The 25,979-nt window shown below is 41.9% G+C and carries 21 protein-coding genes; 13 read left to right on the top strand and 8 right to left on the bottom strand.

Annotated features, from left to right (window positions below):
• Positions 1–156 precede the first annotated feature (156 nt).
• Together IEV36_RS17705 and cysK are read left to right on the top strand one after the other, a co-directional pair.
• Positions 157–741: a hypothetical protein gene (locus IEV36_RS17705; RefSeq protein WP_005255643.1), complete on the top strand. Its 585-nt coding sequence runs from the start codon at positions 157–159 to the stop codon at positions 739–741.
• A 122-nt stretch (positions 742–863) separates the two neighbouring features.
• A complete protein-coding gene (gene cysK, locus IEV36_RS17700; protein WP_005255642.1) occupies positions 864–1,865 on the top strand; it encodes a cysteine synthase A in 1,002 nt (333 codons plus the stop codon).
• 65 nt (positions 1,866–1,930) lie between these two features.
• On the opposite strand, the gene IEV36_RS17695 is transcribed toward cysK, so the two are convergent.
• Complete coding sequence (locus tag IEV36_RS17695; protein ID WP_188393556.1) at positions 1,931–2,449, bottom strand: lytic transglycosylase domain-containing protein; 519 nt, start codon at positions 2,447–2,449, stop codon at positions 1,931–1,933.
• A 355-nt stretch (positions 2,450–2,804) separates the two neighbouring features.
• Positions 2,805–3,368 (bottom strand): lytic transglycosylase domain-containing protein, encoded by a 564-nt coding sequence (locus IEV36_RS17690; RefSeq protein ID WP_005255639.1) that lies wholly within the window; start codon positions 3,366–3,368, stop codon positions 2,805–2,807.
• A 447-nt stretch (positions 3,369–3,815) separates the two neighbouring features.
• On the opposite strand from IEV36_RS17690, the gene IEV36_RS17685 reads away from it, so the two are divergent.
• From IEV36_RS17685 to IEV36_RS17665, 5 genes are all read left to right on the top strand, one after another.
• A complete protein-coding gene (locus tag IEV36_RS17685) occupies positions 3,816–5,069 on the top strand; it encodes an esterase-like activity of phytase family protein (protein WP_032863818.1) in 1,254 nt (417 codons plus the stop codon).
• Positions 5,070–5,147: 78 nt separating this feature from the next.
• Complete coding sequence (locus IEV36_RS17680; RefSeq protein WP_005255635.1) at positions 5,148–6,356, top strand: MFS transporter; 1,209 nt, start codon at positions 5,148–5,150, stop codon at positions 6,354–6,356.
• A gap of 192 nt (positions 6,357–6,548) precedes the next feature.
• A complete protein-coding gene (locus tag IEV36_RS17675; RefSeq protein ID WP_005255633.1) occupies positions 6,549–8,819 on the top strand; it encodes a TonB-dependent siderophore receptor in 2,271 nt (756 codons plus the stop codon).
• 232 nt (positions 8,820–9,051) lie between these two features.
• Complete coding sequence (locus IEV36_RS17670) at positions 9,052–11,433, top strand: YgiQ family radical SAM protein (RefSeq protein WP_005255630.1); 2,382 nt, start codon at positions 9,052–9,054, stop codon at positions 11,431–11,433.
• A gap of 303 nt (positions 11,434–11,736) precedes the next feature.
• Complete coding sequence (locus tag IEV36_RS17665) at positions 11,737–12,273, top strand: DUF2726 domain-containing protein (protein WP_004773912.1); 537 nt, start codon at positions 11,737–11,739, stop codon at positions 12,271–12,273.
• Here the strand turns inward: IEV36_RS17665 and IEV36_RS17660 are convergent.
• From IEV36_RS17660 to mdtD, 5 genes are all read right to left on the bottom strand, one after another.
• Positions 12,270–12,626, bottom strand: a complete 357-nt coding sequence (locus IEV36_RS17660; RefSeq protein ID WP_004773913.1) for a RidA family protein — start codon at positions 12,624–12,626, stop codon at positions 12,270–12,272. The two genes, IEV36_RS17665 and IEV36_RS17660, sit on opposite strands and share 4 nt — an antisense overlap.
• A gap of 370 nt (positions 12,627–12,996) precedes the next feature.
• Positions 12,997–14,064, bottom strand: coding sequence for a DNA polymerase IV (gene dinB / locus IEV36_RS17655; protein WP_005255622.1), 1,068 nt, complete (start codon positions 14,062–14,064; stop codon positions 12,997–12,999).
• Positions 14,054–14,815, bottom strand: a complete 762-nt coding sequence (locus IEV36_RS17650; protein ID WP_005255621.1) for a glycoside hydrolase family 25 protein — start codon at positions 14,813–14,815, stop codon at positions 14,054–14,056. Before IEV36_RS17650 ends, dinB begins: the two co-directional genes overlap by 11 nt.
• An 11-nt stretch (positions 14,816–14,826) precedes the next feature.
• Complete coding sequence (locus IEV36_RS17645; RefSeq protein ID WP_005255620.1) at positions 14,827–15,795, bottom strand: hypothetical protein; 969 nt, start codon at positions 15,793–15,795, stop codon at positions 14,827–14,829.
• A 46-nt stretch (positions 15,796–15,841) separates the two neighbouring features.
• Entirely contained in the window at positions 15,842–17,230 is a 1,389-nt protein-coding gene (gene mdtD, locus IEV36_RS17640) for a multidrug transporter subunit MdtD (protein ID WP_005255619.1), read from the bottom strand.
• Between the two features lie 164 nt (positions 17,231–17,394).
• On the opposite strand from mdtD, the gene IEV36_RS17635 reads away from it, so the two are divergent.
• Positions 17,395–19,176: a choice-of-anchor I family protein gene (locus IEV36_RS17635; protein WP_005255618.1), complete on the top strand. Its 1,782-nt coding sequence runs from the start codon at positions 17,395–17,397 to the stop codon at positions 19,174–19,176.
• A 53-nt stretch (positions 19,177–19,229) separates the two neighbouring features.
• Here IEV36_RS17635 and IEV36_RS17630 read toward each other — a convergent pair whose 3' ends face one another.
• Entirely contained in the window at positions 19,230–19,856 is a 627-nt protein-coding gene (locus tag IEV36_RS17630) for an LOG family protein (RefSeq protein WP_032863777.1), read from the bottom strand.
• A 325-nt stretch (positions 19,857–20,181) separates the two neighbouring features.
• Between IEV36_RS17630 and IEV36_RS17625 the strand changes: the two genes are divergently transcribed.
• The 5 genes from IEV36_RS17625 to parC all read left to right on the top strand — a co-directional run bounded on the left by IEV36_RS17625 (position 20,182) and on the right by parC (position 25,944).
• Positions 20,182–21,765: a TerC family protein gene (locus IEV36_RS17625; protein WP_005255616.1), complete on the top strand. Its 1,584-nt coding sequence runs from the start codon at positions 20,182–20,184 to the stop codon at positions 21,763–21,765.
• Between the two features lie 86 nt (positions 21,766–21,851).
• Positions 21,852–22,322, top strand: a complete 471-nt coding sequence (locus tag IEV36_RS17620) for a YchJ family protein (protein ID WP_005255614.1) — start codon at positions 21,852–21,854, stop codon at positions 22,320–22,322.
• A 52-nt stretch (positions 22,323–22,374) separates the two neighbouring features.
• Complete coding sequence (locus IEV36_RS17615) at positions 22,375–23,019, top strand: trimeric intracellular cation channel family protein (RefSeq protein WP_004773926.1); 645 nt, start codon at positions 22,375–22,377, stop codon at positions 23,017–23,019.
• A gap of 22 nt (positions 23,020–23,041) precedes the next feature.
• Positions 23,042–23,572, top strand: a complete 531-nt coding sequence (locus IEV36_RS17610) for a hypothetical protein (RefSeq protein WP_227591700.1) — start codon at positions 23,042–23,044, stop codon at positions 23,570–23,572.
• Between the two features lie 152 nt (positions 23,573–23,724).
• Entirely contained in the window at positions 23,725–25,944 is a 2,220-nt protein-coding gene (gene parC / locus IEV36_RS17605; protein ID WP_005255610.1) for a DNA topoisomerase IV subunit A, read from the top strand.
• The last annotated feature ends 35 nt before the right edge of the window (positions 25,945–25,979 follow it).

Below are 25,979 nucleotides of genomic sequence, written 5' to 3'. Positions count from 1 at the left end.
CCTCTTAGCGCTGATGGTAGTGTGGCACTTGCCATGTGAGAGTAAGTCATCGCCAGCTTTTAAATTAGAAACACCCCCTCCGCTAACGCAGAGGGGGTGTTTTTTTTGTGCTATATTTATTTTAATTATATGGTTGTGATTGATTAAGAAGATGTTATGGATGAAATCTCATTAGAAAAATTTAAATTAAATCTTAAACAATTAGAAAATATACTATCTAATTCTACTCGCGTACACATTGATCGAATTGAATATAGGACTTTTGATGAAGGGATGTGTGATGCTGTCTATTTTATTTGTAGAAAATCACAAGGTTTGAATTCATTAGAAGCATTTATAACACTGCTTATTCATGAACTTCATTTTTATGAAGAATGGGATATTCTTGAAACAACTACAGCAGATTTAAAAAATATTTTTGATATTTGGTTATTACCTATATTAGAGAAAGCTAATTTTAAAACACTAACTGAATTAGAAGTCCAAGAACAAACACAATGGATAGTATATTCTATTCAAAAATTAATAAAGAAAAATCAGAATGCGAAAAATCTAAAATATTCTGATCGTTGGGGAATTTATCATAATGGTGCGGAGGTTACTCCAGTTGAAAGTTTTACTTTACCTATTTCTTCACATCTAAAATTAGCATTAGGATTAACAGCAGATTGGAATGAGGTAGAGATATTTTATGAAACGTCCGATGAGTATGTATTTTTCTCATGGTTTACGGGCGTATAATCGGTGAAGAAAGCTATAAATATGGGAAAAACTTTTCATAAATCTTAACGTTTTCTACTTTCCTCCTTGGCTCACAAGCCTATAATGATTGAGAATCATTTTAAATCTAATAAGGAAATAACATGTCAACTGATCAGCAATTTCCAGCACCTGCTAACTTAGGTATCGCGGTTTACTCAAATAATGCCGAAGCGATTGGTAATACACCTTTAGTGCGTATCAACCGTCTTATTAAAACAGGTGCAACTGTCTTAGCAAAAGTTGAAAGCCGTAATCCGGCATTTTCAGTGAAATGTCGTATTGGTGCTGCTTTGATTGCGGATGCGGAAAAACGCGGTGTACTGAAAGCTGGCATGCATATTGTTGAACCGACAAGTGGTAATACAGGGATTGCCTTAGCATTTGTGGCAGCGGCAAAAGGTTATCCTATTACCCTGACCATGCCTGCAAGTATGAGTTTGGAACGTCGAAAAGTATTAAAAGCATTAGGTGCAAATCTGGTCCTCACTGATCCTGCCAAAGGAATGAAAGGTGCGGTGGATGAGGCTGTTCGTTTAGCTACTGAAAATCCTGAACAATATTTCTTGCCACAACAATTTGAAAATCCAGCGAATCCACAAATTCATACAGACACTACTGGCCCTGAAATCTGGCAGGCAACCAATGGTCAAGTGGATATTCTAGTAGCAGGTGTTGGTACGGGCGGGACCATTACTGGGATTTCACGTTATTTTGAGCAAGTTCAAAATAAGCCACTGTATTCAGTTGCAGTTGAACCTGCTGAATCACCAATTATTACCCAAACCAAACGTGGCGAGAGCATTACACCTGCACCGCACAAAATTCAGGGCATTGGCGCAAACTTTATTCCTAAGAATCTGGACTTGGATTTGGTGGATGAAGTGTTACCAGTGAATAGTACCGATGCAATTGAGTGGGCAAGAAAATGTGCAACTCAAGAAGGGATCTTAGTCGGTATTTCGAGTGGCGCTGCATTGGCTGCAGCAGCGCAGATTGCAGAGCGTCCTGAAAATGCAGGCAAAACCATTGTGGTAATCTTGCCTGATAGTGGAGAGCGTTATTTATCTTCAGTTTTATTTGAAGGTTTATTTGACGAAGCTTAATTCCATTATTTAGCCAATAAAAAAACCATGCTATACACGCATGGTTTTTTTATTTTTGATTGTTTTTAAAGTGCTTTCTTTAACGTTTTTTCGTGATGTTTAACCGAGCGAGCGTACTTTTTCCCTTTATGGCGCGTCCAGAAACTACGTTGATATCCTGTAGGGCCGACATTGTAATAAGCTACAGCTTTAGACCAGCTACCCGCTGATCGATAGTAGGTTGAGAGGACATGTGCGCCACAGTTAATATTGACATTTTCATCATAAAGATCGCCTGGGCAAGACTGGCGCCAATGACTAGAAATGATTTGTGTTAACCCAATTGCACCTGTTGGTGAGCGGGCAGCGCTATTGTAATTGGATTCCTGACGAATCAGGGCAGCCAGTAAAGTTGGCGAAACATCGTAACGTTCAGCACTCTGAATAATCATGGGTGATAAACGATTTGCCGTGTTTGGGGAAACAGAATAGGCATTTTGTAAACCAGACGAGAGCTGATTTGAGCGATTTGCAAATGATCCACTTAAGCTACTACACGCAGAAAGGCTCACCGCGATGACGATAAGACTAAGCTTTAAAAATATTGAGCCGAGTGCGTTAGAAGCAATACCTTGATTCGATGATGTAGAGACGATTTGCAAAACCAAGACCCGAGACAAAATAAAATTATTAGGATGGTATGCACTCGCTTTAGGTGAGTCAATAGCAGTTGTTTTACTGTATTTATTCTTTTAAAAGTCATATAAAAAAGCCCCAACGTCCTGTTGAGGCTTTTCATATTTGGTTTCTTGCCGCCAACTCCTGTCAACGACCACATCCTGTGTTCTTATTCTTCTGAATGAGACATCCTGTCTCTGTATAATTCATATATTAATGAATGGAAAACGAACTGGATATTCGCCAATCACCCCAACCGATGTAGGTTTTTACTGACAAATTTTATAAAGCTTCTTTTAATGATTGTTCATGTCGTTTGACTGAGCTGGCATAACGTTCAGCTTGTTGGCGCATATATGGGCTTCTTCGATAGCCTGTCGGTCCAACATTGTAATAACCCAAGGCTTTTGCCCAGTCTCCAGTCGATTGATAGTAATTCGCTAAAATATAGGCACCACAATTAATATTGACGTGTTCATCATACAAATCGCCTGGGCAAAATTGTTGCCAGAATTTTGGACGAACCTGAGTTAAACCAACCGCATCAGCAGAAGATCGTGCAAAAGTTCTATAGCTAGATTCCTGGCGAATCAGTGCAGCCAATAAATGGGGTGAAATATTATGTTTTTCCGCTGTTTTTAGAATGATGGGGGCAACGCGATTCGCGGTGGTCGACGGAACGGAATAAGCGTTCTGAATGCCCGTTGCAAACTGTTGAGATTGGCGTACCGAAGGGCCTTGAGTACTGGTACACGCAACGGTTAAATAGGTACTGAAAAGGATGATACTCAATTTGACAAAAGTAATTTGAAACCGAGAAAAGCAAAATTTGTTGTAAATTATCATCGTAAAAAAAGACTGACCATCATATATAAAACATGCGGATAGTAGGTAGCAAGGCGTTGAGAGTCAATGCAGAATAGTAAGTTAAATCGTTTAGTTTTATGTCTTAAGAAAAATGCTAGTTCAATAAAAAAGCCCCGACATCCTGTCGAGGCTTTTCATATTTGGTTTCTTGCCGCCAACTCCTGTCAACGACCACATCCTGTGTTCTTGTTCTTCTGAATGAGACATCCTGTCTCTCTATGCTTCAAATATTAGTGGATAGTGCATAATGTGTATATTCGCCAATCACTCCAAGTATTGTACGTTTTAACTTACATTAGTTTTCGGTTGGCGCTTGTTTTGGATGAGTTGTCATCTTTCCGCCATAAAGAATTCATGCTATTGCAGTAAAAACGTCATCAAAGCTTGCTTAAATTTGCATGATTTTTTTACCAAACGAATAAAATGATGAACAAGAAAACCTTATTGGCTGTGATGTGCTGCACAGCTTTTGGGCTGGTTGCCTGTAATGATGATAATAAGCAAGATCAGACCACACCTACAGAAAAAGTGACCGAGCCTACTTTAGTCTCTTTTGCCAAACTTCCTGTAGCCACTTATGCGGCTGGCCCAGACTCGGGTAAAGCTGTGAGCGGTGCCAATGGGATTTATCCGCCATTTAAAGGGCAACCCGTACAAGGGTTTTCCGCTGCTTTAAAAAATGATGATGGCAGTTATATGGCGATGGCAGACAATGGTTTTGGCACACAAGACAATTCAGCCGATTTCTTATTGCGTATTTATAAAATCAAAGCAGACTTTAAAACCAAGAGTAAAGGTACAGGGCAGGTGACTGTGCAAGATTTTATTCAGTTACGTGATCCGAATAAATTGATTCCTTTTGAAATCATCAATGGTAATACCACGGACCGTTTATTGACTGGGGCGGATTTTGATCCAGAATCTATGCAACGTGCCGCAGATGGAAGTTACTGGATTGGCGATGAGTTTGGCCCTTATTTGCTGCATTTCTCAGCAGACGGTGTGTTGCTAGATGCGCCGATTGGATTGCCAAATCCATTGAATCCGACACAAGAATTACGTTCACCACAAAACCAGCTCAACAAAGCCAATATCAATTATGTTGAGCCATTGGTTGGACGGAGTAGTGGTTTCGAGGGGATGGCAATTTCACCAGATGGCAAGTATTTATATCCATTACTGGAAAAGCCATTGCTCAATGACTCAACTGGACGCTTGTTAATTTCCCAATTTGATATTCAGAAAAAAGCTTATACAGGTCTTTATTATTGGTTTGAGCTGGACAGTAAAGCCACCAACATTGGTGATTTTCAACTCTTTAATGATAAAGAAGGCATTATCATTGAGCGTGATGCCAGCCAAAATAATCTCGGCGGACATAAAAAGCTGATTCGGATTAAGTTCAATGAACCGAAACAAACGGTAGAGCGTGAAGATCTGGTCGACTTGATGAAAATTGCCAATCCAGATGCGCTATACGGCACAGCGCGAGCAGGGGATATTGGTACAGGTAAAGTTTTTGCTTTCCCGTTTGAGACCATTGAAGATGTGATTATTGAAAATGGTACGACCCTGACCGTATTGAATGACAATAATTTCCCTGGTTCATCGGGACGCAATGCCAAAGAAGCTGATGATAATGAAATTATCCAGATTCGTTTACCCAAAGCATTATTTTAAACAATAGGTAAAAATCGCCGAAATGATCATTCCGCATTTCGGCTGAAGGCGTATACTGATTGGGCATAAGGAGTCCTCATGTCTGAATCAGTGTTGCGCCCAACCCATATCGAGTATGGTTCAAAATCGTTTACTGCGATTTTATGGTCCTTGTTCTTTGCCGGTTTTGCGTCATTTTCATCGTTGTACTGTGTCCAGCCAATGATGCCGATCTTTGCAGAATTCTTTCATGTGACACCCACTCACAGTAGTTTCCCATTATCCTTTTCAACCGTTGCGCTTGCGATTGGCCTGCTATTCACCGGTTTTATTTCTGATCGTTTTGGCCGTAAGCCGATCATGGTCTTTGCCTTATTTTTGGTCTCAATTTTATTGCTGGTGAGCGCTTCTTTTCCGGTTTGGGAAATTTTCCTGACCACCCGTGTTTTTATTGGTTTGGCTGTTAGCGGCGTTGCTGCTGTAGCGATGACTTATATCGGTGAAGAAATTGCGCAAAAAGATATTGGTTTTGCGATGGGGCTATATATTTCAGGCACTGCGATTGGGGGCATGGGCGGGCGTTTGATTGCAGGGGTGCTGGTTGATTTTATCTCTTGGCAAGCAGCGACCTATGCGATTGGTTTTATCAATTTCATTATCGCCTGTTTATTTTATTTGTTATTACCAAAATCACAGCATTTCAAACCCTATCCATTCCGCTTTTCCCGTTTTAAGGCAGCTTTTGAGCAGAATTTAAAAGATCCAAAATTACGTATTTTATTTGCCCAAGGATTTATCTTGATGGGCTGTCTGGTGACTGTATTTAACTATATTAGTTATCACTTGCTGGAAGCACCTTTCAATCTTTCACAAACATGGATTGGCCTGATTTCGATTGCTTATCTGGCAGGAATTTACAGTTCACCTAAAGCCGCGCAATGGGGTTTTAAATATGGTCGCGATAAGGTATTGCCAGTCTTGTTATTGACAATGATGCTAGGGTTACTGATTACTTTAATTCCTTCTCTTTGGACGATTCTGCTCGGACTGATTATTTTTACTTTTTCATTTTTTGCCGCGCATTCCACCGCAAGTAGCTGGGTCTCGGTGCAGGCTGTGCAATACCGTGCAGTAGCGTCCTCGCTGTATTTACTCTGCTATTACATCGGTTCAAGTTTATTGGGCAGTAGCGGTGGGTTGGTCTGGGAAAATTTTGGCTGGACGGGCATCACTTTTATGGTTGCGGTGTTTTTAATCTTTGGTCTTTTGCTGGCATTAAGATTGAAGTCTAGGGCTGTTTCAGAATAACAAGGGAAGTGCCGATTTTATTATTGATTCAAGGTTTTTAACTGTGATCGTGATGTCTGAACAAAAGTTGATACTTCCTTTATTGAAAGTATTGATAAGGTAAAGCAGAAAATAATGCATAAAATATGAACATAATCGTTGTGTAAGTGTAAAATATAAAGATAATGATTCTCATTTTAGATGGAGAATCTTATGCATCGTCCTATCTCTCAATATCGAATTTTTCCAAAAAGTGCAATTTATCTGGCACTTTATACGTGTTGGGTTGGAACAGCCTATGCTGCCACGGAGGCGGCAACAGCACAGACCAATATTTTGCCTACAATTGTAGTTACAGCAGATGATTCATTGGAAAATAATTACACCAAGAAAAATGCCAGTACTTCGACCAAGCTCAATTTAAGCGTTAAGGAAACCCCTCAGTCGGTCTCGGTGATTACACAAAAACAAATGGAAGATATGGGGGCAACGAATCTAGGGGAAGCTTTATTAAATACTACAGGGATTATTCTAACGGGGGACAATACTGAACGAACCAACTTCTCGATACGTGGGTTCAACATGGGGGATGGCTGGAACTCTAATTTGATGCAGTACGACGGAGTAGCCGTCAATGCAACCAATGTCGCTTCGTCAAAACCCGATATGGCTATGTTGGAAAGCGTTGAAGTTTTACGTGGGGCAGCGGGCTTGTTGCAAGGTTCAGGAGAACCCGCAGGCACGGTGAATCTGATTCGTAAAAAGCCAACGGCTGATTTTCATGCTAGCGGTGCAGTGAGTTATGGATCATGGAATACAGTCCGTGGGGAAGTCGATGTTTCCAACCGTTTAAATGAATCAGGAACAGTAAGAGGGCGACTGGTTTTAGCTTATCAAGATGGTGATTCATGGATGAAAGCCGTTACGCGCGACAGTAATTTACTTTACGGAATTATCAGCGCGGACCTGACAAAAAACACTTTACTTAATTTTGGCTATTCCCAACAGAAAGAACATGCGGTGCCAGTGAACAGTTTGCCTCGTTATTCAGATGGATCTGATATTGGACTGGATCGAGATAACTGTGGTTGTGATTACCGAGACTTTTGGGATAAGAAAAATAGCCAGGCCTTTATTGATTTGACCCACCAGTTCGAAAATGGATGGATGGTAAAGGGGAGTTATTTAAGAGCTGATATTGATATGGACATGGCCTTTACCAGCCTTGCCTTTGCTAGCACAGGTGCGATTGATAAGAGTAATCCAAAGGCGACGATCAACAAATATGGCTATCGTTATAATCAGCAACTTGATGTGTTTGATTTCTTTACTAAAGGTGCATTTAACTTGTTAGGCCGTGAACATGAACTAGTCGCGGGGATCAATCATCAGAAAAGCGATATACCTGGACAATGGACCAGCTGGGATACCATGATGGCGGATGGTTCATTGTGGGATCGCCAAGCCAATACCAAACCCGTTGGTGTTGAGCAAATGCAAGTGAATGTGTTTGACTTTGATCCTTATGGACTACCTTATGCCGCGCCACGTTATGATCAAGATGGCGGCCGTTCGTATGTACAAACTGAGCAAACGGGCCTTTATCTGACGACACGTTGGAACTTGGCTGATTCACTCAAGTTGATTACGGGTGTCCGAGAAAGTAATTTTAAATATGATTCAGAATATCAAAGTAATGTGACGGGTAAATTTGTCGACAGTCGTGCTGTTCATTATAAAAAAGATAATATTTGGACACCTTATGTCGGCTTAACTTATGATTTTAATGATACATATACGGGTTATGCGAGTTTCACTGATACCTTCGTTGTGCAGAATGTCAAAGATCGTAATGAAAAATTGCTTGATCCAGTTCAGGGTAATGTCTACGAAATTGGGGTGAAAGGAAGCTTTAATGACGATAAACTGATCGCATCAATTGCAGCTTTTAGAACAAATCAAATTAATCGAGCTATTCAGGATCAGAGTAGTAAAGGGCAGTGTGCCTTTAATGGTGGAGAAGGATATTGTAATACCTCTGCTGGCGAGGTGATCAGTGAAGGGATTGAAACCGAAATACGTGGAGAAGTATTACCAAATTTAAATCTTTCAGCAGGTTATACCTACAATACAACAGAATATAAAAAAGATATCGCCAAGCAGGGCCAAACTTTCAATGAAACTACACCTGAACATATTGCTCGTTTATTTGCGACGTATAAGTTACCCAACAACTTAACTGTGGGTGGTGGAGTAAATTATCAAAGTGAGTGGTTAGTCGGACGTTATGGCTCTAAACCTGCAAAACAGGAAGGCTATGCACTGGTTAACTTGATGGCAAGCTATCCATTGAGTGAAAATATTACGATTGCTGTTAATGCCAATAATGTCTTGGATAAAAAATATTATTCATATTTAACAACAGACTCGAATCGTTATGGCGAGCCACGGAACATGAAGTTAACCCTCCGCGCTAAGTTTTAAAATCGTTTGAATCATAGAGGGGTGGTATTTTCAGCCCTCTATGAATTTTGTGTAGGTATTATAAAATTTCTTGGGAATATTTATATTTTGTTTAAACTTTATACAAATAATTTGTTATCTCCTTGTTCTTGAATATTTTATAAACAGGGAAAATGAATGAAATTCATGTTAAAATGATCGGCTTTCATCTTTAGATGTCTCTCCTCCATCTGCTAGCCGAGATTCGCAAGCTATGTCTACTGCCTATACCACGCAGACTGCGCCAAAAGCGCTGTTTGATTACGACAAATATTGGGCGTCGTGTTTTGAACCCGCACCATTTTTGCCGATGTCACGAGAAGAAATGGATCTGCTCGGCTGGGATGCATGTGACTTTATCTTGGTGTGTGGGGATGCCTATATTGACCATCCTTCATTTGTATCGGGTGTAATTGGGCGTGTGCTTGAAGCACAAGGCTTTCGTGTCGGCATCATTGCTCAGCCAGACTGGACCAATGTCGAGAGTTTCCGTGTTTTAGGCAAACCGACCATTGCGTGGGGTGTGACCGCTGGAAATATGGATTCGATGATTAACCGTTATACGGCAGATCGTAAAATCCGTTCTGATGATGCGTATTCACCAAATAATGAACCGAACAAGCGTCCAGACCGTGCAGCAACAGTGTATTGCCAGCGTTGTCGAGAAGCTTTCCCTGATGTGCCGGTCTTGCTAGGTGGGATTGAAGGCAGCTTACGTCGTATCGCACATTACGATTACTGGTCAGATAAAGTCCGTCGTTCTATCTTGATGGATTCGAAGGCTGATTTATTAATGTATGGGAATGGTGAGCGTGCCATTATTGACGTGATGCATCGTTTAGCCAAAGGTGAAAAAGTTCACGAAATTACCGATGTTCGCGGTACCGCATTTATTATCAATAAACATAACAAACAATCGAAAGCTAAATTCGTTGAGATCGCAAGTAACGATGTCGATACGATTGGCCGTGTTGATCAGATCATCAACCCTTATGTGATGACTGAAGATATTGATGGCTGTGAAGTTGAAAAAGAAAAAGGCAACTCACTGGCTCAATACCAGAACTTCCAGAAAGAATTCGTTGCCAACCCAATTGTCCGTGAAGGCGACAATTTAGATCCAGATACCCAGATCGTACAGCTTAAACCAGCACCTTCAAAAGCGATAAAACATAAATTACCGCCACGTGAACTTGCTGTGATCCGTTTGCCTTCTTATGAAGAAGTCGCCAATGATCAGGTTCTGTATGCACATGCCAACCGTATTTTGCATCTTGAAACCAATCCGGGTAATGCCCGTGCCTTGGTACAACGTCATGGCGAACGTGATGTCTGGATCAACCCACCACCAATTCCTTTAACTACTGAGGAAATGGACTACGTTTTTGATTTACCTTATGCACGTTTACCACATCCTGCTTATGGCAATGCGCGTTTCCCTGCATTTGATATGATCAAATTCTCTGTGAATATCATGCGTGGCTGCTTCGGCGGTTGTACTTTCTGTTCGATTACAGAACATGAAGGTCGTATTATTCAAAACCGTTCGGAAGATTCAATTCTGCGTGAAATTGAAAAAATCCGTGATACTGCACCAAATTTTACCGGCATTATTTCAGACTTGGGCGGCCCAACGGCAAACATGTACCGTTTGCACTGTAATGATCCTGAGATTGAAAAGAATTGTCGTAAACCCTCTTGTGTTTACCCTGGGGTGTGTCAAAACCTGCATACCGATCATGCACCTTTGGTTCAGCTTTATCGTAAGGCGCGTGACATCAAGGGTGTGAAGAAGATTCTGATTGGTTCAGGTCTGCGTTATGACCTTGCAGTATTAAACCCTGAATATGTTAAAGAATTGGTTCAGCACCATGTCGGCGGTTATCTGAAAATTGCGCCTGAGCATACTGAAAATGGCCCATTATCGAAGATGATGAAGCCTGGTATCGGCACCTATGACCGCTTTAAACAGATGTTTGAGCGTTTCAGTAAGGAAGCAGGTAAGGAACAATATTTAATTCCGTACTTTATTGCTGCACATCCGGGTACCACCGATTACGACATGATGAATCTGGCGATCTGGTTGAAGAAGAATGGTTTCCGTGCCGATCAGGTGCAGACCTTCTATCCATCACCAATGGCAACCGCGACCACAATGTATTACTCGGGCAAAAATCCATTGTCTAAAGTGGCGCGTTATACGGAAAATGTGGATATTGTTAAAGGTGAAAAGCGTCGCCGCTTACACAAAGCATTCTTGCGTTACCATGATCCAAATAACTGGCCTTTATTACGTGAAGCCTTGAAAGATATGGGGCGTGTAGATTTAATCGGAAATTCAAAACAGCATTTGATTCCGACTTATCAGCCACAAGGTACGGCTGAAGGTGAATATAAGTCTGCCCGTAAAAAGAATTCGAGTGTTGCAGGAGATTCTGCAAAACGCGGCCAAGGACAATCTCGTTCACAGTCGGGTCAGAAACATCCGCAAAAAGGTCAGGTATTAACCCAGCACAATGGTTTACCACCGCGTGAAACAGGTGAGAAGAGACCTTTTTCGGGAAAGCCAAAGTCTAAAGCAAAAGCCCATCGTTAATTTGATGGCAAAAAAGGCATGATATTTCATGCCTTTTTTATTTACATATTGGGTAAATGTTTATAATTTGACCACAAAACGCGCTGTATTCGAAACATAAACTGACAATAACGACTTGAATAATCAAAGCGTAATGATTATAAATAAAGAGCAGAGGGCAGTTACGACTTTGGTCGTCTGGGAAAACACGATTAAAAAACTTAAGTTTGCACTGCAAAATGAATTTGCTATCGCTGTTATTGATTAAAAAAATTGGCTTAAAGCCAAAAATGATTATAAAAAATCTAAAGGGATTGGTTAGTAATGTATTATTTCATAACAATAGTTGGGTTGCTGTTGATCACAGCACTCGCACTTCGCCGCCTACAACAAAACAGGCGCCAAGATAGTCCATTAAAACGCCGCGGTATTTTAAATATTGCCGAGCAGATTACCTTAATGCGTTTACAAGCCGTTTTACCGCGTCATACCGTATTGGCACATGTGTCTTTTGACGCTTTATTAACAACTAAATTTGCGCATACGCGCCGTAAGTATCAAGGTTTGGTGGCTGATTTTGTGGTGCTAGACCAGCAACATCAAGTACTCGCGATTATTGAGATTGCAGACGAGTCTTATGTGAATCGTCTGCATCAGAAACATTATCAGGACAGTTTGCTTGAGTTAGCAGGCTATCGCGTACTGCGCTATAGCAGCATTCCGACCGAGCAGGAATTGAGAGAAGATCTGGTGCCAGATTTGTTTGAACCGATGACAATTCCAACCACAGTGACATCAACCTCAATGCCTAAGATGGAGCGGATGATGAAATACAATGAATTCGCCGTGAAATCGTATTAATCGGGGCGAACAGCGGTTACTGTCATTTCAACCAAAACATCAGGTGCATAGAGTTTAGATTCTACACAGGTACGTGCTGGGGGATGTCCCTCAGCAATCCACGCATCCCATACGGCATTCATGGCTGCATAATCTCGTTCGATATCTTTTAAAAAGATCGTAATCGATAAAATATGAGTCTTGTCTGTACCCGCATCTGCCAGAAAACGATCAATATTATCTAAAGTTTGCTGTGTTTGTGCACTTACGTCGACACTGGTGTCATCTGCCAATTGGCCTGCGAGATGAACAAGATTTCCTGAAATTGCGACTTCGCAAAAACGTGAAGTGACATGAAGTCGTTGCACAGACATAGCTATTCCTTAATCAATTATATACTGACAGGATTGTACTTGATGCGATTGAACAGCAGTGTAATTTTGTATAAATCAGGCTAAAAAAGTTTCTATTTCCATTAAATTATCAGTAGGTGAAGAAGAAATGGAGAGCTGAAGATGAGGAATTTTGATTGAAAAAATAAGCAACTAAAGAACATCGGAAGTGCCCTGTAATCTTCGGATTTGATCGTCACGCCAACCACAGGAGCAGATGCTAAAAGCGAGGTTTTCTTTAGCAAGGCACATAACATGGATAATGTTACTGCGTTGTTTAGAGTACTGAAAATTGCATAAAAAGCAAACATAAATTTGAGCAAGAATCACGCTTTTGTATAAAAAAACAGCATTACCATAAAGAAAGCTGTGATTCGTCTTGTGCCGTTTGAAGCTGGTAAACACCTACCCCGACCAGACGGAATTGAAACGCTGGATCGATATGCATTTCATTGAGTAACTGTAAAACTACTTGCCCTAAATCCTGTTGTGATTGTAAGGCCTGTTTAAAGCTTTTACTGTGCTGCAAAACCTGAAAATTCTTGAGTTTAAGTTTTACATTGACCCCGCGTGCGGTCAGTTGTTTTTTATTCAGACTCCGCCAAACTTGCTCAGCAAGAGGTTGCCATGCATGGCGACATTGTTCGAGTGTATAGTCATCATCAAAGGTAATTTCCTTGGAAATTTGCTGGCGTTCGCGTTCCGCTTTCACAGGTCGATGGTCAATTCCCTGCGCATATAAATAGAGCTGTTTGCCGTATTTCCCAAAATGATGGATCAGGACATTCTCTTCGATTTTTTGCAGATCACCCAGTGTATGTAAATTGAGCTGGCTTAATCTTTCCTGAGTGACTTTACCGACACCGGGAATTTTGTTTAAGGCTAAATCCTGAATAAATTTCAATACTTGATGTGGTTTAATCACAAATAAGCCATTGGGTTTATTCCAGTCCGATGCGATTTTTGCCAGAAACTTGTTGGGTGCCACACCCGCAGAAGCCGTCAGTCCTGTAGTTGCAAAAATATCGGCACGGATTTGCGCTGCCACTTCGGTTGCACTCGGAGTATTCTTTAGATTTTCAGTCACATCCAGATAGGCTTCATCTAAAGATAAAGGTTCAATCAAAGGTGTATATTGCTGAAAAATATGATGGATTTGGGCTGAAACTTCACGATATTTTTCAAAGTTTGGTTCAATCACTACCACTTGTGGGCAGAGTTTTCTGGCTTGTCCCATTGACATGGCAGAGCGAAGCCCAAAGACACGGGCAGGATAGGAGGCGGCAGCAATAACGGCACGCGGATGGTGTGAAGATACCACGACAGGTAAATCTTTGAGATCAGGACGTTCTCTCAGCTCGACTGATGCATAAAAGGCATCCATGTCGATATGGATGATTTTTCGTAACTCATTTGGCATCTTGAATGCCTTGCTGTTTCAGAAAAATCCGCCATTGTTTAGGCGATTCGGCATAAACATTTAAATCTACAGCTTTGGGAATACCTGCAATTTTTCCCTGACTGCTATGTTGCCAAAACGTCCATTGGCGACCATCTTTGAGCTCAGGTTTGCCGTCATAATCTCTGACCCAAAGTGGCGTTTCAGTGAAATTCCCCATCAATACAATATGGTAGAAGCTTTTCGAGATATAAAAGATGGGCTGCTTGCCATAATGCTTGTGCAATTGGTCATGCATGACCTGAATTTCTTTCAGTAATTGTTCTTTGGTATAGGTGTTAATGCAATTACTATCATACTCAAGATCAATGGCAGGCGGTAGGGCATCCGCTTTTTTAGGTACGGTCGCGATAAAGTTTTCAGCTTGTACCTTACCATCACGACACAAACGATAGAAATGATAGGCACCGACATGCAGGCCTTGTTCACGAGCCTTGAGCCAGTTTTGCTGGAAATTACTATCACGAAAATCACCACCTTCGGTGGCTTTGAGATAGACGAATTGATACTGCATCGGAGAGATTTTTTTCCAGTTAATCTCACCTTGATGATGTGAAACGTCAAAACCACGAATAGCATAGTCTTGCGCAGCAGCTTTCTGTTGGTAGAACAGTCCGAAATAACTCACCACACCCAGCATGACAGCTAAACCGATACTTGCATAGGTCGGATAGTGTTGAGAGAAGGAAGAAGCTACGGGTTTCTTTGCCATATTATCAGTGATTATGCGAGGTCGAGATGAGTGCCAGATTTGCAGTATTGATCATGTAGTGATTGTACCCGTTTCGCTTTGGCATTGACCATCTGACTACCAAATTGTTCCACAAATCTACAGGAAGCATAAGGTTCTGCACGTTGCTGATAATCACGCACCCAAGCTTCTCTGATTGCCAAACCTTGAGGATCCACAGGCCATACCCCGAGACGCAGTCTGTTCATTCCAATACGCCACGGTTTTGGACTAATTCGGGCCCGAAAACAGTTCTGGTTTTTACACATTCGTACATAGTTAGGATCAGCCTGAATGGCATTAAACAGTAATTGAGCATCCTTTCCATTGGCTTCAAAAGTCTGATGCATTGCCAGAATACGGTAACCCTTAGGCGTGCGGTAAACACGCAAATGCCAGTGAGGATGCTGTTGAGAAAAATTTCGGATCAAGGCGAGTGAGCGCTGTTCAGGTGTCGTTGTAAAACGTTGTTGCAGTCTGGATAAGCTTTTGGCAAAAATACGGGTGAATAGCAATGAAATAATCAGTCCAATGACCAAGACCATCCATGACATGAAATAAGCAGCGACAGCGATTGAAAGTAACAGCAGCAACAAAAAAGCAGCAAAATGAACAGTCAATTGAGAGGACTCTGCAAAGTCGATATCAGCAAAAAGCACATCAGGGGTATTTAAACACAAGGCACCATAGCCATTACGCGTAATAATTATATCATCATGCTGAGCAATAATTTCTTCACGAATGGGCAGACCTTCGGCACCGTTATAAGGGACTTTGTGCTCAATTCGACGAATATGTTCGCCAGTCTTGATTTTCTCAATTGCCTCGGCAACACGTTGTTCCGCATGGACATGTGCTTCCGCTACGCTTTGATTAGACCAGCCAAAACGCTTAAGGGTGTAAGGACGTCCTGCAATGCTGGTTTTTATTTTGGCTTCAGCCCAGTACTGGGGAATAATCATTGAATATTTTCCTTATTATTTTTAATTGGCTTTAATCACAAAGCCTTTATTCGGTGGTTTCTTTGGGAATCTGCCAAAACACCCATGCGGTCAGGATATTGATACAACCCAAAGCAATCAAGGTGGCATGGAAGGCAGTGCTAATAGATGCGGTCGAGAAATATTGCCCAAAGACATTGATCAAGGTACCTGCCAACGCCACACCAATACTCATGGAAAGCATCATAATCATCGATAAGAAGCTGTTACCGCTGCTGGCATCCTGTTGAGGCAAGTCTTTTAAAGTTAAGGTATTCATACCAACAAACTGGAGTGAATTCAGTGTACCAAAAATAAATAGATGCAAGATTTTTAGCCACAGGGGTGTTGCCGCCGTCATTAGGGAAAAACTGGCGATACATAGACCGACTAAAACGGTATTGGTCAGCAGGAAATGGCGATATCCGACCCGTTGAATCAAGGGACGTACAATGGGCTTGGAAAATAACGAACCCAGTACCATTGGAATCATCATCAAGCCCGTGATGAAGGGTTCAAAACCAAATGCGACCTGTAGCATGAGCGGTAAAATAAATGGAATCGCATTACTACCCAAGCGGGCAAAGAAATTACCCAGAACTCCGATTGAGAAAATCTTGTAGCGAAATAATCGCCCATGAAATAGCGCGTTCTGATGGTTATGGGCATGATAGGCATATCCCACCGCAGCAATCATTCCAGTTGTTAATAAACCGAGACTCACCAAACGTGGATATTGTGGTGCTGCGATATTTTCGATTCCCAAAGCAAATCCGACCATTGCCACCATCAATAAGATAAAACCGCTCAAATCAAACGATTTTACCGTCGGTTCTTTCTGGTTAGGCATGACTTTAAGGGTCATGATCATACCCAAAATACCCATCGGAATATTAATCAGGAAAATCCAGTGCCACGTGGTGACTTCGACTAGCCAGCCCCCTAAAGTCGGGCCCATTAAAGGACCCACCAATCCAGCAAGACTCATCAGGCTCATCGCAGAAAGGAATTGTGAACGTGGAATCAGCTTTAACAGGGCCAAGCGCCCTACAGGCATGAGCAGTGCGCCGCCGATGCCTTGAATCACACGGAAAAATAACAGTTGTTCTAAGTTCTGGGATAAGCCACAGCCGAGCGATGCCAAGCTGAAAATGATCATGGAACTGAGATAAATATTACGGATACCAAAGCGGTCTGCCAGCCAGCCACTCAAGGGAATACAGGCTGCAACGGACAACACATAGGCCACAATAACGCCGTGCATTTGCAAGGGATTTTCATTGAGCTGAACAGCCATTGCTGGAATCGCAGTATTGACGATCGTGGTGTCCAGTGCCTGCATAAAAAAGCCAATGGAAACCAGAAGGACCAATAATCGAAATTCAGGCTGGACTGCTTGATGTGTTGTGGTTGTCATGAGCCTTGATGAGTAAAAATTCAGCTTTAGTTTAATGCAAATAGGCGTGAAATAAAGACAAAAATTGTCAAATAGCGGTCATGAAACTGACATTAAAATGTCATCGAATTTGCATCACCTGATACTAGATTAGCCATACAAAATAAATTGTATGGAATTTGATCATGAAATTTAAAATTTCAGTTTTATTGACAGCGTTACTGTCAGTGGGGTTAGTGGCGTGTAATGATGATAACGACAACACAACGCCAACACCAGAAATCGTTGAACCGACACCGGAAACAATTAAGCTGAGCTTGTTGGGGCGCTACGAAACCAATATTTTTGCCCAAAGTGCGGCTGAAATTCCAGCCTATGATGCTGAAACCAAACGTCTATTTGTTGTCAACGCACAAAAGGGTCTAGTTGATGTACTAGATGCATCTAAACCTGAAAAACCAATACATATTGCCGAGCTATCTGCACGCACTTATCTAGCCAATTCGGAAGTGAATAGTGTTGCGGTGAAAAATGGCATTGTTGCACTTGCAGTTCAGGCTGAGCAGAAAACGGATACGGGAATCGTGGTATTTTTTAATGCCAAAGATTTAAGCTTTATCAGCAAAGTCAGTGTGGGGGCTTTACCCGATATGCTGACCTTTAGCCCTGATGGTAAAACCGTTTTGGTGGCTAACGAAGGTGAGCCGAATGATGATTATTCAGTTGATCCAGAGGGCTCTGTCAGCATTATCGATATTAGTAATATCAAGCAACCCAAAGCTAATGTGGCAGACTTCAAAGTATGGAACACACAAAAAGCTGATCTACTGGTGAAAGGGGTACGTATTTTTGGGCCAAATGCGAGTGTCGCTCAAGACCTGGAGCCTGAATATATTACGATTTCGGCGGACAGCAAAACTGCATGGGTCACCTTACAAGAAAATAATGCCATTGCACGTATTGATATTGCTCAGCAGAAGGTCACTGATATTTATCCATTGGGCTATAAAGACCACGGCGTTGTGGGGAATGAGCTGGATGTCAGTGATAAGGACAAGAAAATTGATATCAAAACATGGGCTGGCTTAGTGGGGATGTATCAACCTGACTCGATTGCCAATTATCAAGCCAATGGTCAAACCTATTTAGTGACTGCCAATGAAGGCGATAGTCGTGAATGGCTAAAAGATTCCAAAGCATATTATGCGGGTGATACCCGTCAAGGTTTTGTTGAAAATATTCGGATGAAGCATTTATTTAACAGTAAGGGCTTCAATACAGGAGGCGACTATCCTGCGCATCTGCAAAAGCTGGCAGTCGGCGTGAAAGGTGCCAAACTCAATCCAGTCACTTTTGCCTATTGTGGTGCAACAGAAACAGGTGCAGGTGGATGCCGTGATGATGCGCAATTAGGTCGCCTGAATATTGCATGGAATATGGGTTATCAGACCAATACGGATGGTTCTCCGAAACTGGATGCCAATGGTCTGCTGACTTATGACAAGCTTTATGCATATGGCGCACGTTCATTCAGTATCTGGAATACCCAAGGTCAATTGGTCTGGGATTCGGGTAGCGAGTTTGAAAAGAAAACGGCTGAGTTGTTCCCTGATTATTTTAATAGCGACCATGAAGCAGTTGCGTTTGATGATCGTAGTGATAATAAAGGGCCTGAACCAGAAGGGATTACTGTTGGTAGCATTGGTCAAAAAACCTTTGCCTTTATCGGGTTAGAGCGAATGAGTGGCATTATGATCTATGACATTAGCACGCCAAATAAACCGAAATTTATTGAATATTTTACCACGCGTAATTTTACTGAAACCGAGACTGCAAAACAGGGCGATTTAGGGCCAGAAGGTCTGATCTTTATTGCGGCAAAAGATTCACCAAATGGTAAGCCATTGCTTGTGGTGGGGAATGAAGTGAGTGGTTCCACCGCAGTGTATCAAGTCAATGTGCACTAAACGCTAACCCAAAAAAAGCGGATCAAATCGATCCGCTTTTTTATATTTAACTCTTAAACTTCAATATGGCTTGGTGCATTCAAGTTTTTAATGACACTCGAGATGTGTTCAAGCGTTTCACAAACAATCACTTTGGCACGATGCTGAGGCGGTAAAAAGCCTTCTTCAACGGCATGATCTAGTTGGGCAATCAGTGCATCGTAAAAACGGTTAACGTTATAAATAATCATGGGTTTCTGGTGCTGGTTGAGTTGTCCCCATGTCGCAATTTCCAGAATCTCTTCAAAAGTGCCTAAACCACCAGGTAAAGCAATAAATGCGCTGGCACGTTCAGCCATAAGCGCCTTACGCTCATGCATGGTCTGAACAATATGTAGCTCAGTCAATCGATGATGGGCAATCTCATAGTCCAGCATGAACTCAGGAATGACACCAACGACTTCACCGCTATGTTCAAGGACTGTATCGGCGACTTGTCCCATCAGACCAATGCTGGCACCGCCATAAACAATACCAAAACCTTGAGTGGCAATATGCTGGGCCAGTTCAATGGCCTTATCACGATAGATGGGTTTGTTGCCAGTACGTGAGCCGCAATAAAGGGCAACGAGAGATTGAGTGGTTTTTATGGGAGTAGGGGTAATGCTTTTCTTTTCAGTCATTATTAGAACACTATTCATTCGTTTATTTTCACCTTATCATTTTCGTTGTGCTTGTCTAGGCTAATTGAGGTTTATGACAGTTTTATGCACATTTTACATACAAAGCTGTTTTGTAACGCTTAGAAAGAATTTGCAAACAACATCAACATAAAAAAGATGAATTTCAGTTAAATCTTGCCTATACTGAAAATCCTTTTATTAATTTATGTCCCTCTATGAGTAGTGGTTGTTGTCGCTCCGCATTGTTCTTATTTCCTACAAAAAATGTTTTGGCTCATCGTGCCGACCTTTTAAAAATTCAACTTCATAACAATATTGCTGATTTTGCAGAGGAGTCACGTCAATGATTCTGGAATGGATGTCTGACCCCGCTGCATGGGTTGGTTTAGCAACATTGGTGGTGCTCGAAATTGTATTAGGTATCGATAACCTTGTTTTTATTGCAATTTTGGCAGAAAAACTACCGCCTGAACAACGTAATGCTGCTCGTAGAATTGGTTTGATTCTCGCCCTGTTAATGCGTCTGGTGCTACTGGCCTCGATCGCATGGGTGGTAACCTTAACCGAACCTCTATTCCATATTTTTGATCATCCTTTCTCTGGTCGTGACCTGATTCTGTTGTTTGGTGGTGTGTTCTTATTGTTTAAAGGAACGATGGAACTGCATGAGCGGATTGAAGGTAAGCAAGCGCTGAAAGAAGAAAATCCAGTGCATGCGGCCTTCTGGATGGTCGTGGTTCAGATCGTGGTACTCGATGCGGTGTTCTCGCTGGATAGTGTGATCACGGCTGTCGGTATGGTGAAAGAGCTTTCGATCATGATGATCGCAGTGACGATTGCGATTGGTATCATGTTGCTGGCTTCACGCCCATTGATGGACTTTGTAAACAAGCATCCAACGGTGGTGATCCTGTGTCTCGGCTTCCTGATGATGATTGGTTTCTCATTGGTAGTGGAAGGTTTTGGTTTCCATATTCCAAAAGGTTACTTATACGCAGCGATTGGTTTCTCTGTATTGGTTGAAATGGTCAATCAGACCATGCGCCGTAATCAGGAAAAACTGGTCACAACGACAGATTTGCGTTACCGCACCGCTTCCGCCGTATTGCGTATGTTAGGCAATAAAGGCAATGGCAATGAAAGCCAGAGCAATGAAGCTGAAGATGTATTAGCGACGCAAGCCTACGCAAAAGAAGTTTTTGATGAAGACAATGGCGTGTATCACAGTGTCTTGGTACAAGGTGTGCTTGGTTTATCTGAGCGTCCAGTCAAGTCGGTGATGACACCACGTCCAGAGTTGGAATGGTTAGATCTGGATGATGATCCGGCTGAGCTAAAAGAACGTTTAATGGCAATGACTCATTCACGTTTGATTGTTGCACGTGGTGAACTGGACAATATTGAAGGTATTGTACTCACCCATAAAGTGTTGAATGAATACATTGAAACGGGCGCTATTGATTTCAGTAAACATCTACGTGAACCTGTGATTGTGCATGAAAATGCGCAAGTATTGATGGTCATGGAACAGTTACGTCAGGCACCGTTGCAAATGGCAATTGTCCTGAACGAATATGGTTCAATCGAAGGGATTGCAACGCCGATTGATGTATTAGAGGCGATTGCTGGTGAATTCCCTGATGAAGATGAGCTAGAAGCAGCGGCAGAAAGTCTTGATGATGGTTCGATGTTGCTGGAAGGTTCAACTGACATTCGCCATGTGTCTTTGTTATTGGGCAAAGACTTAGTGGATGAAAGTGAAGAATATTCAACTTTGTCCGGTTATATCTTGTTCCATCTCGGTCGTTTACCTGAAAATGGTGACACGGTTGAAGTTGATGGCTATCGCTTTGAAGTGGTAACAATGGATGGGCACAAAATTGAAAAAGTGCGCATTATTGCCAAAGAGAAGCCTGTCGAGAAATAATTAAGCTGTATTATTCTGAATAGCCTTGAGTTTGACTGTTGTGATGCAATGGTTTTACTCGGGCTATTTTTATTTGAGAATTCAAAATGATTTTGTCAAAGAATTGTCCTTGTGGACATGGACCTTATGCTGAATGTTGTCAGCCCTTGCATTTGAAACAACAGACAGCTCAAAGTGCAGAGCAACTCATGCGCTCGCGTTATAGCGCTTTTGCTTTGCAACAGATTGATTATATTCTGGAAACAACGACTTTAGGGCAGCAGTCCGCTTTGGATCGTGCCGCGATTGCCGACTGGAGTCAATCCAATCAATGGTTGAAACTAGAAGTTGTACAACATCAGCCCAAGCTGGATAAAACCCATGCACTAGTTGAGTTCAAGGCACATTATCATGATGGTAAACAAGCGCATGTTCATCATGAAATTTCACATTTTGTCTTGCATCAACAGCAATGGTATTTCCTTGATCCCACGTTGGACATGCAAATCACCATGAAACAACCCTGCATTTGTGGCTCGGGGAAAAAATTTAAACAATGTTGTGCGCAATTCATCTAACTTTGTCTTAGAATAGCGCACACTTTTACGCCTGATTTAGGGATGTAGGCAGATGTTACTCACCGTAATTTATATTATTGCCATTACTGCGGAAGCGATGACGGGTGCGTTGTCAGCGGGTCGACGTAGTATGGACTGGTTTGGTGTGGTACTGATTGCCTGCGTAACGGCATTGGGGGGGGGCTCAGTGCGTGATGTGCTACTCGGGCATTATCCTTTAACTTGGGTCAAACATCCTGAATATTTAGTGCTGACCTGCGCTGCGGCTTTTGTCACCATCATTATTGCCAAATGGATGCGTCATCTACGCAATATCTTCCTGGTACTGGATGCTCTAGGTCTAATTGGATTTACCATCATTGGTTGTCAGATTGCCTTATCGATGGGGCATGGTTTTGTGGTGTCTGCGGTGGCAGGCGTATTAACAGGCGTGTCGGGTGGTATTCTGCGCGATATTCTGTGTAATGACGTACCTTTAGTGTTCCGCCGTGAGTTGTATGCCAGTATTTCCTTTGTTGCCGTGATTTGTTATTGGGTGTGTCTGGAAGTTGGCCTGCCGCACGATCTCACTGTAATTTTTACTTTGGTATTTGGTTTTACCTTACGTTTGATCGCGATTTATTTTGGTCTGGAAATGCCGAAATTTATTTATCAAGAAGATGATGCCGAATCTGCCTCCTCAACAGACGAGCATTGATAAAAATTATATAGATAAGCAGATGTTAAAAAGAATTGATATAAGTTCCTTTTCTTGTCATTCAATTGAGATTGATGGTTATATCCCCTTTGCTATTTATTTGAATGAGAAATCTCCAGATTTGTATTGGAGAGCTGGTAATGGTTCTACATCTTTAATTGAAATAGGGCTTTTAAAAACAGGTGAATTATCAACGATCAAACTTATTACTTATGATCCACAGATGATTATTCAAACGATAAAATCACCGACATCTGTAGCTTTGAAAAAAACATTGCTCCCTGTCTTTGATGTTTCGTCTTGGGTGATAGATATGAACGATTTTTCCAGTCAGTTTAAAGATGCATTTGACACAGATTTTCAATTGCTGATTGGACTGGATTACATTGAACTGGCATTTTTATCTATTAAAGAGAATACAATTGAATCTTTTCAAGGGCACCATTTTAGTTTGGGCTTTAATGATCATGATGAATTTGTTTCTTTGCAAATTTTAAATATTGATAAAAATAAAATGGCGTTACTTAGAGAAAGTCTCAGATTAGATAAGTAAAAATCTTCTGTTTAGAACCTTATCCAATTACAAATTCTTCGAACAAGACACCATTTGACGTTTAAACAACAACAAGGGCTTGTCACAACGCTTTCATCCACATAGCATACAAAGCATTGACGATAATAAATGATTTTGGATGACTCGCTGAAATGACCAGCCTTGCACATCATGCAACAGAAAACCGTTCCGTAGCCGAATTCACTGAGCAGGCTTACCTGAACTATGCCATGTACGTGATTATGGATCGTGCATTGCCCCATATCAGTGATGGTTTAAAACCTGTACAGCGCCGTATTGTTTATGCGATGAGCGAGCTTGGCCTGAAATCGACGGGGAAGCCGAAAAAATCGGCACGTACCGTCGGTGATGTACTGGGTAAATATCATCCGCATGGTGACTCAGCCTGTTATGAAGCGATGGTGTTGATGGCACAGCCATTTAGCTATCGTTATCCACTGGTTGAAGGTCAGGGCAACTGGGGGTCACCAGATGACCCGAAATCATTTGCGGCGATGCGTTATACCGAAGCCAAACTTTCTGCTTATAGTGAATTATTACTGAGCGAACTGGGCCAAGGCACCAGTGAATGGCAAGACAACTTTGATGGTTCAATGAAAGAGCCAATCACTTTGCCTGCACGCGTTCCGAATATTTTGTTAAATGGTACCACGGGTATCGCGGTGGGGATGGCAACAGATATCCCGCCACATAACTTACGTGAAGTGGTGAAGGGAACAATCGCATTAATTCGTAATCCTGAAACCTCAGATTCGAAACTGGCAGAATATATTCCTGCGCCAGATTTACCAACCAAAGCTGAAATCATTACCCCACCTGAAGAATTACTGAAAATTCAAACCACAGGTCGTGGTAGTTATCGTATGCGTGCGGTATATGCGGTCGATAAAAATGAGATTGTGATTACTGAACTGCCTTATCAGGTTTCGGGTTCGAAAGTTATTACCCAGATCGCAGATCAGATGATTGCCAAAAAATTGCCATTGGTCAGCGATGTACGTGATGAATCGGATCACGCCAATCCAACCCGTTTGGTGATTGTATTGCGTTCGAATCGCGTCGATGCAGAAACGGTGATGAGTCACTTATTTGCCACCACGGATCTAGAGTCAAGCTATCGTGTCAATCTGAATATGATTGGCGCGGATGGTCGTCCACAGGTGAAATCGATTCGTCGTATTTTATTGGAATGGATCGAGATTCGTAAGCAAACCGTGACCCGTCGTTTGCAATACCATTTGAATAAAATCGAAAAACGTTTGCATATCCTGGCAGGTCTTTTAATTGCTTACTTGGATATTGATACCGTGATTCGGATTATCCGTGAAGAAGATCAGCCAAAACCTGTATTGATACAGCATTTTGGTATTGATGACATTCAGGCTGAAGCGATCCTCGAACTCAAACTTCGTCATTTGGCCAAGCTTGAAGAAATGGAAATTCGCCGTGAGCAAGAAGAGTTGGAAGCGAAAGCTGCCATTATTCGTGAGCAATTGGCAAATCCAGAATCATTAAAAAACCTGATCATTAATGAATTAAAAGAAGACGCGAAAAAGTTTGGTGATGACCGTCGTTCACCAATCGTTGCGCGCGCGGATGCCGTCCAGATTAAAGAACAAGATTTAATGCCTGCTGAGCCTGTGACTGTCGTATTGTCCGAGGCAGGTTGGGTGCGCGCTGCCAAAGGGGCAGAAGTCGATGCAGCAAATCTGAATTATCGTGCGGGTGACCAGTATCTCAGTCATGCAGTGGGTAAAACCAACCAGCGTGTCTATTTTCTTGATGAGACAGGACGTAGTTATGCCTTGCCGATCAGCAGTCTGCCTTCGGCACGTGGCTTAGGTGAACCGCTCAGTTCAAAACTTTCACCAGCCAGTGGTGTGTCATTTATTCAGGTCTTTATTGATGAGGAGAGCAGCGAGCTGATTGCAACCAGTTCAAATGGTTACGGCTTTAAGAGTCAGGCGGCTCAACTGGACACCAATGCAAAAGCAGGGAAAGCCTTCCTGACTGTTGCAGACAAGGCAACGGCTTTACCGCTATTGCCAATTCAGCAAGCTACTCACGTTGCCATTCTGAGTTCATCAGGACGTTTACTGATTATTGATTTAACTGACCTGCCAGTTCTCAATAAAGGTAAGGGTAACAAGTTGATACAACTTGATGAAAAAGAGCAAATTTTATCCATGACAACCCTGACGTTAGATGAAATAATCCAAATCGATGCAGGACAACAGCATCTGAAATTGAAAGGGGATGATCTTCAAAAATATCTAGGAAAAAGAGCAACAAAGGGGCAACTTTTACCACGTGGATATCAAAAAGCAAATAGACTCTTCATTCAGAGATAAGGCTAGTATTCTGTGATACAAATACGTTATATATG

Origin of the sequence: Acinetobacter vivianii (assembly GCF_014635885.1) — a bacterium.
Taxonomy (GTDB): Bacteria; Pseudomonadota; Gammaproteobacteria; order Pseudomonadales; family Moraxellaceae; genus Acinetobacter; species Acinetobacter vivianii.
The sequence above is the reverse complement of the archived record's forward strand: the minus strand, read 5'-3'. Positions and strand labels throughout refer to the sequence as shown.

Coding starts and splice junctions, on each gene's coding strand:
- IEV36_RS17685 (WP_032863818.1), top strand. CDS start 3,816: ATGAACAAGAAAACCTTATTGGCTGTGATGTGCTGCACAGCTTTTGGG.
- IEV36_RS17615 (WP_004773926.1), top strand. CDS start 22,375: ATGTTACTCACCGTAATTTATATTATTGCCATTACTGCGGAAGCGATG.
- IEV36_RS17665 (WP_004773912.1), top strand. CDS start 11,737: ATGTATTATTTCATAACAATAGTTGGGTTGCTGTTGATCACAGCACTC.
- IEV36_RS17620 (WP_005255614.1), top strand. CDS start 21,852: ATGATTTTGTCAAAGAATTGTCCTTGTGGACATGGACCTTATGCTGAA.
- IEV36_RS17690 (WP_005255639.1), bottom strand. CDS start 3,368: ATGATAATTTACAACAAATTTTGCTTTTCTCGGTTTCAAATTACTTTT.
- IEV36_RS17675 (WP_005255633.1), top strand. CDS start 6,549: ATGCATCGTCCTATCTCTCAATATCGAATTTTTCCAAAAAGTGCAATT.
- IEV36_RS17660 (WP_004773913.1), bottom strand. CDS start 12,626: ATGTCTGTGCAACGACTTCATGTCACTTCACGTTTTTGCGAAGTCGCA.
- IEV36_RS17610 (WP_227591700.1), top strand. CDS start 23,042: ATGTTAAAAAGAATTGATATAAGTTCCTTTTCTTGTCATTCAATTGAG.
- IEV36_RS17670 (WP_005255630.1), top strand. CDS start 9,052: ATGTCTACTGCCTATACCACGCAGACTGCGCCAAAAGCGCTGTTTGAT.
- IEV36_RS17635 (WP_005255618.1), top strand. CDS start 17,395: ATGAAATTTAAAATTTCAGTTTTATTGACAGCGTTACTGTCAGTGGGG.
- IEV36_RS17645 (WP_005255620.1), bottom strand. CDS start 15,795: ATGATTATTCCCCAGTACTGGGCTGAAGCCAAAATAAAAACCAGCATT.
- IEV36_RS17650 (WP_005255621.1), bottom strand. CDS start 14,815: ATGGCAAAGAAACCCGTAGCTTCTTCCTTCTCTCAACACTATCCGACC.
- dinB (WP_005255622.1), bottom strand. CDS start 14,064: ATGCCAAATGAGTTACGAAAAATCATCCATATCGACATGGATGCCTTT.
- IEV36_RS17705 (WP_005255643.1), top strand. CDS start 157: ATGGATGAAATCTCATTAGAAAAATTTAAATTAAATCTTAAACAATTA.
- IEV36_RS17630 (WP_032863777.1), bottom strand. CDS start 19,856: ATGAATAGTGTTCTAATAATGACTGAAAAGAAAAGCATTACCCCTACT.
- cysK (WP_005255642.1), top strand. CDS start 864: ATGTCAACTGATCAGCAATTTCCAGCACCTGCTAACTTAGGTATCGCG.
- IEV36_RS17625 (WP_005255616.1), top strand. CDS start 20,182: ATGATTCTGGAATGGATGTCTGACCCCGCTGCATGGGTTGGTTTAGCA.
- IEV36_RS17680 (WP_005255635.1), top strand. CDS start 5,148: ATGTCTGAATCAGTGTTGCGCCCAACCCATATCGAGTATGGTTCAAAA.
- parC (WP_005255610.1), top strand. CDS start 23,725: ATGACCAGCCTTGCACATCATGCAACAGAAAACCGTTCCGTAGCCGAA.
- mdtD (WP_005255619.1), bottom strand. CDS start 17,230: ATGACAACCACAACACATCAAGCAGTCCAGCCTGAATTTCGATTATTG.